We start from the raw sequence: 8,578 nt of genomic DNA, 5'->3' as shown, positions 1-8,578 counted from the left end.
ACCTCGTCCAGCGCCTCGGCGAACACCGGGAACCGGCCATACAGCTCCCGGCCCATCCCGACGCGCTGCGCGCCCTGACCCGAGAACAGCACCGCGAGCGAGCGGCCCGTCTCCGCGCGGCCCCGGGCCGCCTCGGACAGTTCACCGTCGGGGCTCTTCGCCAGCAGCACCGCACGGTGCCCGAAGACGGAACGGCCGTCGACGAGCGAGAAGCCCACGTCCACCGGGGACGACGCGCCCCGCAGCGACGAGATCCGCTCGATCTGTGCCGCCAGCGCCTCCTCGGACCTGGCCGAGACCAGCCAGGGCACCACGGTGGGCGCCACCTCGGTTTCCGGTGCCGGCTCGTCGGCCGGTGCCGCCTGTTCCACGATCACGTGCGCGTTGGTGCCGCTGATGCCGAACGACGACACGCCCGCCCGCCACGGCCGGTCGGCCTCGGGCCAGTTCCGGGGGCCCGTCAGCAGGTCCACCGCACCGGACGACCAGTCCACGTGCGATGACGGCGCGTCCACGTGCAGGGTCTGCGGCAGTACGCCGTTCCGCATCGCGAGGACCACCTTGATGATTCCCGCCACGCCTGCGGCCGCCTGGGTGTGGCCGAGGTTGGACTTGACCGAGCCGAGGAGCAGCGGCCGTTCGGGGGCCCGGTCCTGGCCGTAGGTGGCGAGCAGTGCCTGGGCCTCGATCGGGTCGCCGAGCGGGGTGCCGGTGCCGTGGGCCTCGACCACGTCCACGTCCGCGGCCTTGAGACCGGCGCTCGCCAGCGCCTGCCGGATCACCCGCTGCTGGGCGGGCCCGCTGGGCGCGGTGAAGCCGTTGGAGGCGCCGTCCTGGTTGACGGCGGTGCCACGGACGACGGCGAGGACGGGGTGTCCGTTGCGGCGGGCGTCGCTGAGGCGCTCGACGAGGAGGACGCCCACGCCTTCGGACCAGCCGGTGCCGTCGGCGTCGTCGGAGAACGCCTTGCACCGGCCGTCCGCCGCGAGGCCGCCCTGCCGGCTGAACTCCATCAGGGAGCCCGGGGACGACATCACGTTCACGCCGCCGACCAGGGCGAGCGAGCACTCACCGGCCCGCAGGGCGTGGGCCGCCGTGTGCAGGGCCACGAGCGAGGAGGAGCACGCGGTGTCGACCGTCACCGCCGGGCCTTCCAGGCCCAGCGTGTAGGAGAGCCGCCCGGAGGTGGCGCTGGCGGCGATTCCGGTGCCGATGTCGCCGGTGGCGTCGGCCAGGGAGCGGACCAGCAGGTAGGCGTAGTCCTGGCCGTTGGTGCCGACGAACACGCCGGTGCGGCTGCCGCGCAGGGACACCGGGTCGATGCCGGCCCGCTCGATCGCCTCCCAGGAGGTCTCCAGCAGGAGGCGCTGCTGCGGGTCCATGGTGACGGATTCGCGCGGCGAGATGCCGAAGAAGTCCGCGTCGAAGTCGGCCACGCCGTCGAGGAAGCCGCCTTCCTGGCTGACGGCGTTGCCGCGCCGGTCGACACCGGCGTCGCGCAGGGCGTCGAGGTCCCAGCCGCGGTCCGTGGGGAACGCGCCGATCGCGTCCTTGCCGGAGGCCAGGAGTTCCCAGAGGTCTTCGGGCGAGTTCACGCCGCCGGGGTACCGGCAGCTCATCGCCACGATCGCGATCGGTTCGGTGGCCGCGGCGGCCAGTTTGCGGTTCTGCCGGCGCAGGTGCTCGGCTTCCTTCAGCGAGGCGCGGAGGGCCGCGACGACGGATTCACTGGATGTGGTCATGGTCCGCTCTTTCAGCGCTCTTGGGGGGAATTGCCGTCGAGTGCCGCCTGTACCAGGTCGGCAACGTCCATCGCGTCGATCGACTCCTCGTAGGCGTCGGCCGCCGCCGGGGTGCCGGGCTCGCCGTCGGACGCCGCGGACTGCTCGGCGGCGAGCTTCAGCAGGGGTTCGAGTACGCCGATCTCGCGCAGCCGGCTCATGGAGACGGTGCTGAGCAGGGCCCTGATGCCGGAGGAGTCCGGGTCGTCGTCGGCCCCCTCCCCCGTCCCCTCGTCGGGGACGAGCAGGCCCAGGAGGTGGTCGGCCAGGGCGGTGGGGCTGGGGTGGTCGAAGACGAGCGTGGCGGTCAGCGTCAGCCCGGTCGCGGCGCCGAGCTGGTTGCGCAGTTCGACGGCGCTGAGGGAGTCGAAGCCGAGGTCGCGGAAGGCCCGGTCGGCGCCCACGGCGTCCGCCGTGGGGTGGCCCAGTACGGCCGCGGCCCGGGTGCGGACCAGGTCCAGTACGGCCGCGGAGCGCTTGGCGGGCGGCAGGCCCGTCAGCTTCTCGCGCAGCGCGTCGCCGGTGGTGTCCTCGCCGGTGCCCCCCGCCGCCCGGTGTCCGTCGGCGGCCGGCTCGCCGAGGAGCGGGCTGGGCCGTACGGCGGTGAAGGAGCGGACGAACCGGTCGCGGTCGATGTCGGCGACGATCTCGGTGGGCCGCCCGTCCATGACGGCCCGGCGCAGCGCCACGACGGCGAGGTCCGGGTCGAGCGGGCGGATGCCGGTACGCCGGGCCACGTCGGCCGCGCGGTGGCCGTCGGCCATTCCGCCGCCGCCCCACACGCCCCAGGCGATCGAGGTCGCGGCCAGGCCCTGGGCGCGGCGCTGTTCGGCGAGTGCGTCCAGGATGGCGTTGGCGGCGGCGTAGTTGGCCTGGCCGGCGTTGCCGACCGCGCCGGAGGACGAGGAGAACAGGGCGAAGACGGCCAGGTCCAGGTCCTTGGTGAGGTCGTGCAGGGCCAGGGCCGAGGCGGCCTTGGCGCGGTGGACGGCCTCGTAGCGGTCCGGGGTGAGGCTGTCCAGGACCCCGTCGTCCAGGACGCCCGCCGTGTGGATCACGCCGGTCAGCGGTGCCTCGTCGGGGATGGCGGTGAGGACCTTCGCGAGCGCGTCGCGGTCGGCGGCGTCGCAGGCGGCGAGGGTGACCTCGGCGCCCAGTTCCTCCAGGTCCGCGGCCAGTTCGGCGGCTCCGGGGGCGCCGGCGCCCCGGCGGCTGAGGAGCAGCAGGTGCCGGGCGCCCGCCTCGGCGAGCCGTCGTGCCACGTGGGCGCCGAGGGCTCCGGTACCGCCGGTGATCAGGACGGTGCCGGTGGGGTCCCACTCCGTGGTGCCGTGCCCGGCCGGTACGGGTACCAGCCGGCGGCCGAGGGCGGCGGAGGGCCGGATCGCGATCTGGTCCTCGCCGCCGGGCGCCGCGAGGGTTTCCGCGAAGCGGGCCGTGGAGCGCTCGTCGAGGGTGCCGGGCAGGTCGATCAGACCGCCCCAGCGCTGCGGGTGCTCCAGGGCGGCGACCCGTCCCAGGCCCCAGACGGCGGCCTGGGCGAGCCCGGGTACCGGCTCGGAGGGCGCGGCGGCGACCGCGCCGCGGGTGACGCACCACAGGGGTGCGGCGAGGTCCGCGTCACCGAGCGCCTGGATCAGGGCGGTGGTCAGGGCCAGCGCCTCGGGGGCTTCCGCGCCGGGCGCGGGTGCGTCGGCGAGGGCGAGCAGGGACACCACTCCGGTGAACGCGAACCCGTCGGCGGCCAGTTTGCGCAGCCGTTCGGCGAGCGCCGCCCGGTCGGGACCGGCCACTTCCAGGCGTACGGTGTCCGGGCCCAGCGCGGCGACGGCGTCGGCGGCCCAGGGGTCGTCGGCGTGTCCGGCCGGGAGCACGGCGAGCCGGGTGCCCGCCGGGGTGCGGGCGGGCTGTACGGTCAGCGGCTGCCAGGTGATCTGCTGCCGCCAGCCGTCGACGGTGTTCTCCTCGCCGCGCCGGCGGCGCCAGTCCGCGAGTGCGGGCAGCACCTTGGCCAGTGCGTCGCCGTCGACGTTGAGCGTCGTCTCCAGTGAGGCGAAGTCGGCCTCCCGTACCGCCGACCAGAAGCCGTCGTCCGCACCGCCGGGTGCGGCGGGTCCGATGGCCGGCGTGGTGGCCGGCCAGTACCGCTGGTGCTGGAAGGGATAGGTGGGCAGGTCGGTGCGGCGGGGCCCGGTGGCGGCCGCCGCGAGCAGGGCGTCCCAGTCCGGGGCGGTGCCGTCGACGTACAGCCGGGCGAGGGCGGTGACCGCGGACTCCTGCTCGCCGCGGTCCTTGCGCAGCACCGGTACGGCCAGGGCCCGCGAGGACAGGACGTCGAGGGTGTCCTGGGCCATGGCGCACAGCGCGCCGTCGGGTCCCAGCTCCAGGAAGGCGGTCACACCGTGCTCGGTGAGGGTGCGGACGCCGTCGCCGAAGCGGACGGCCTCGCGGATGTGGCGCACCCAGTAGTCCGGGGAGCACACCTGTTCCTCGGTCGCCGCCTCGCCGGTCACGTTGGACACGAGCGGGATCTGCGGGGCGTGGTGTTCCACGCTCCGGGTGACCCGTCGGAAGTCCTCCAGAATGGCGTCCATGTGCAGTGAGTGAAATGCATGGCTGACCCGCAAACGCCTAGTCTTGCGTCCGTCGGCGGTGAGTTTTTCCGCCACGCCCAGTACGGCGTCCTCGTCACCGGAGAGGACCGTCGACCGCGGGCCGTTGACCGCGGCGATCGACACGCCCTCGGTCAGCAGCGTCGTCACCTCCTCCTCGGTGGCCTGGACGGCGACCATGGCGCCGCCGGCCGGCAGGGCGTTCATCAGCCGGGCCCGGGCGGCCACCACCTTGCAGGCGTCCGGCAGGGAGAAGACGCCGGCCACGTGTGCTGCCGCCAGCTCACCGATCGAGTGCCCGGCGACGAAGTCCGGGCGGATGCCCCAGGACTCGACCAGGCGGAACAGTGCCACCTCGATGGCGAACAGCGCGGGCTGGGTGAAGCCGGTCTCGTCGAGCCGGTCGGCGTCCTCGAACATGACGTCCCGGATGGGGCGTTCCAGCTCGGCGTCCAGGTGCGCGGTGACCGCGTCGAACGCCTCGGCGAACGCCGGGAAGCGGGCGTACAGCTCCCGTCCCATGCCCGGCCGCTGGGTGCCCTGGCCGGAGAACAGCACCGCGAGCTTGCCGCGGCGGGCCGCCGCCTCGCCCTGTACGACCTGCGGTGTGCTGTGGCCGTCGGCGAGCGCGGCCAGGCCGGCCAGCAGTTCGTCGCGGTCGCCGGCGAGGACGGCGGCGCGGTGGGTGAAGACCGATCGGGTGGTGGCCAGTGCCCGGGCGAGGTCCGCGGTGGTGAGTCCGGGCCGTGCCGTCACGTACGTGTGCAGCTGCCGGGCCTGGGCCCGCAGTGCTTCCGGCACGGCGGCCGATACGGGGACCGGCAGCGGGCCGTGGGACTCCCCCGCGGGTTCGGCGGCGGCAGGCGGCTCGGGCTGTTCGAAGTGCTCCAGGATCACGTGGGAGTTGGTGCCGCTGGCGCCGAAGGCCGAGATGCCGGCGCGCCGGGGGCGGCCCGTCAGCGGCCAGTCGGCGGCGTCCGTCAGCAGTTCGACCGCGCCGGCGGTCCAGTCGACGTGGGCCGACGGCTGGTCGACGTGCAGCGTCCTGGGCAGCTTGCCGTGGCGCATGGCCTGCACCATCTTGATCACGCCGGCCACGCCGGCCGCGGCCTGGGTGTGGCCGATGTTGGACTTCAGCGACCCCAGCAGCAGCGGCCGTTCACGGTCCTGGCCGTACGTGGCCAGCAGCGCCTGCGCCTCGATCGGGTCGCCGAGGGTGGTGCCGGTGCCGTGTGCCTCCACCGCGTCCACGTCGGCCGGTGCCAGTCCGGCGTCGGCCAGCGCCCGCCGGATGACGCGGCGCTGCGAGGGGCCGTTGGGGGCGGTGATGCCGTTGCTGGCACCGTCCTGGTTGATCGCCGAGCCGCGCAGCACGGCGAGGATCTCGTGCCCGTTGCGGCGGGCGTCCGAGAGCCGTTCCAGTACGAGGACGCCCACGCCCTCGGACCAGCCGGTGCCGCTCGCGGAGTCGGCGAAGGCCCGGCAGCGGCCGTCCGGCGCGAGGGCGCCCAGCTCGCCGAACTCGACGAAGTTCACCGGGCTGGACATCACCGTCACACCGCCGGTGAGGGCGACGGAGCACTCGCCGTTGCGCAGCGCCTGGGCGGCCAGGTGGAGGGCCACCAGGGACGACGAGCAGGCCGTGTCGACGCTGACGGTCGGGCCTTCCAGGCCGAGGTGGTAGGCCACCCGGCCGGAGAGCAGGCTGGCCGACTGCGCGGTCTGCGCGTGGCCCAGCTGGCCCGCCTCGGGCCGGTAGTCGCCCGAGCCGCCGCCGATGAACACGCCCGTGTCACCGCCGCGCAGCCCGGCCGGGTCGATGCCGGTGCGCTCCAGGGCCTCCCAGGAGGCCTCCAGCAGGATGCGCTGCTGCGGGTCCATCACCATGGCCTCGCGCGGCGCGATCCCGAAGAAGCCGGGGTCGAAGTCGGCCACGTCGTAGAGGAAGCCGCCCTCCTTGGCGACGGTCCGGCCGTGGCCGTCCCGGTCGCCGTGCAGCAGCCGGTCCAGGTCCCAGCCCCGGTCGGCGGGGAAGCCGCCGATGGCGTCCACCTCTCCGACGGCCAGGTCCCACAGGTCCTCGGGCGAGCGGACCCCGCCCGGGTAGCGGCAGCTCATGCCGACGATGACGACCGGGTCGTCGGCCACCGCCGCGCCCCGCGCCCGTACCGCCGTGACAGCGGGCAGGTCGTCGTCCCCACCGCCGAAGAGTTCGGCGCGCAGGTGGCCGGCCAGTGCCTCCGCCGTCGGGTGGTCGAAGACGAGGGTGGCGGGCAGCGACAGGCCCGTCGCGGTGGCGAGCTGGTTGCGCAGGTCGACGGCGGTCAGCGAGTCGAAGCCGAGGTCCTTGAAGGCCGGTCCGGACGGTACGGCGTCGGCGTCGGCGAAGCCGAGCACCGTGGCGACCTCGCCGCGGACCAGGGCCAGCAGCGCCTCGGTCTGCTCCGCCGCGGGGCGGCCGGCGAGCCGGCCCTTGAGCCCGGTCACGGTGTCCTGCTCGGGGCTCCGTGCTTCCGCCAGGGCGTCCCGGGCCTCGGGCAGTTCGGTGAACAGGGCGCCGCTCCGGTTACGGGTGAAGGCCGGCGCGAACCGGTCCCACCGTACGTCGGCGACCGTCACCGAGGGCGCGTCGGTGCCGACGCAGCGGGCGAGGGCGGTCAGGGCGCGCCCGGCGTCCATCGCGGGCAGCCCGCTGACCCGCAGGTGCGCGGCCAGGCTGTCGTCGATGGTGTCCGCCCAGGCGCCCCAGGCGACGGACAGGGCGGGCAGTCCGCGTGCGCGGTACCGGCGGGCCACGGCGTCCAGCAGGGCGCCGGCCGCCGCATCCGCTGCCCGGCCGCCGGCCCCCCAGGTCCCGGCGATCGAGGAGCTGAGGACGAGCGCGTCCAAGGGCCGCTCCCCGGCCGCCGCTTCGGCCACGGCCGCCAGGTTCTCCACGGCCGTGTGCAGCGCGGCCAGGGTGTCGCCCGGCTCGCCGTCGCCGGACGGCGCTGCCGCGTCGGCGTGCACCACGGCGGTCAGCGGTGCCGTCGGCCGGAGGTCGGCGAGGGCGGTCAGCAGTGCCTCGCCGTCGGACAGGGCGCAGGCGAGGTGCGTCAGCTCCACGCCCGAGCCGTCGAGTCCGGCCCTCAGTCGGTCGATGTCGGGTGCGGTGGGGTCGGCCAGCAGGATGTGCCGGGCGCCGTGTCCGGCCAGCCAATGGGCCCAGTGCCCGCCGGTGCCGGAAGCGTCGCCGACGACCAGGACCGAGCCGGACGGCTGCCACGGGGCCGACGGGGTGTCGGCCGAGGCGCGCGCCAGCCGGCGCCCGAAGAGGCCCGAGGGCCGCAGCGCCACTTGGTCCTCACCGCCCGTATCGGACAGTACGGCACGGAACCGGTCCGCCGAACGCCGGTCGAGTACCTGGGCGATGTCGACGAGGCCGCCCCAGCGGTCCGGGTGGTCCAGGGCCGCGACCCGGCCCAGTCCCCACACCACTGCCTGGGCGGCGTCCACGTCCGCCTCCGAGCGGCCCACCGACACCGCGCCCCGGGTGACGTACCAGAGGCGGGCGCCGATACCCGCGTCGGCCAGCGCCTGTACCGCCTCGCCGGGCCACACCGGCCCCGCGGGGGCGACACCGTCGCCGGGCCGGGCCGCGAGCAGGGAGACGGCCCCGGCGAACTCGACGCCCTGCGCGGCGATCTCGGCCAGCTGGGCGGCCAGCGCGCGGCCGTCGGCCGGGTCGGCCTCGACGCTGACGACATCGTCGCCGAGCGCCGCGACCACGGCGGCGGTCCATGCGTCATCGGCGCTGCCTGCCGGGACGAGCGCCAGCCACGGCCCGGTGAGCGTGCTCACCGAGGTCCCGGTGAGCGGCTTCCACGTCACCTGGTAGCGCCAGCCGTCGACGGTCGAGTGCTCGACCCGCTTACGGCGCCAGGCGGACAGGGCGGGTACGAGGGAGGCCAGCGCGGCGCCGTCCAGTTCGAGGTCGGCGGAGAGCGACGACAGGTCCTCGCGCTCCACCGCGTCCCAGAACCGGGCGTCCGCCGTGTCCTGCGGGCCGTCCGGCAGACGCCCTGCGGGCGCGGCCTCCGGCCAGAACCACTCGTGCTGGAAGGGGTAGGTGGGAAGGTCCACGCGGCGGGCGCCGGTACCGGCGAAGATCCCGGACCAGTCGACCCCGACACCGTTGACGTGCAA

The 8,578-nt window shown here is 75.2% G+C and carries 2 protein-coding genes; both read right to left on the bottom strand.

All coding sequences use genetic code 11. From position 1 onward, the window contains the following. On the bottom strand, positions 1-1,742 hold a 1,742-nt coding region (locus tag ACZ53K_RS42285; protein WP_468848368.1), incomplete at its 3' end, for a type I polyketide synthase. Between the two features lie 11 nt (positions 1,743-1,753). Then, positions 1,754-8,515 (bottom strand): type I polyketide synthase, encoded by a 6,762-nt coding sequence (locus tag ACZ53K_RS42280; RefSeq protein ID WP_468848365.1) that lies wholly within the window; start codon positions 8,513-8,515, stop codon positions 1,754-1,756. Positions 8,516-8,578: the final 63 nt, after the last annotated feature.

This window comes from Streptomyces sp. NPDC033221 (genome assembly GCF_055577005.1).
This window is presented reverse-complemented; position numbering and strand designations above follow the sequence as displayed.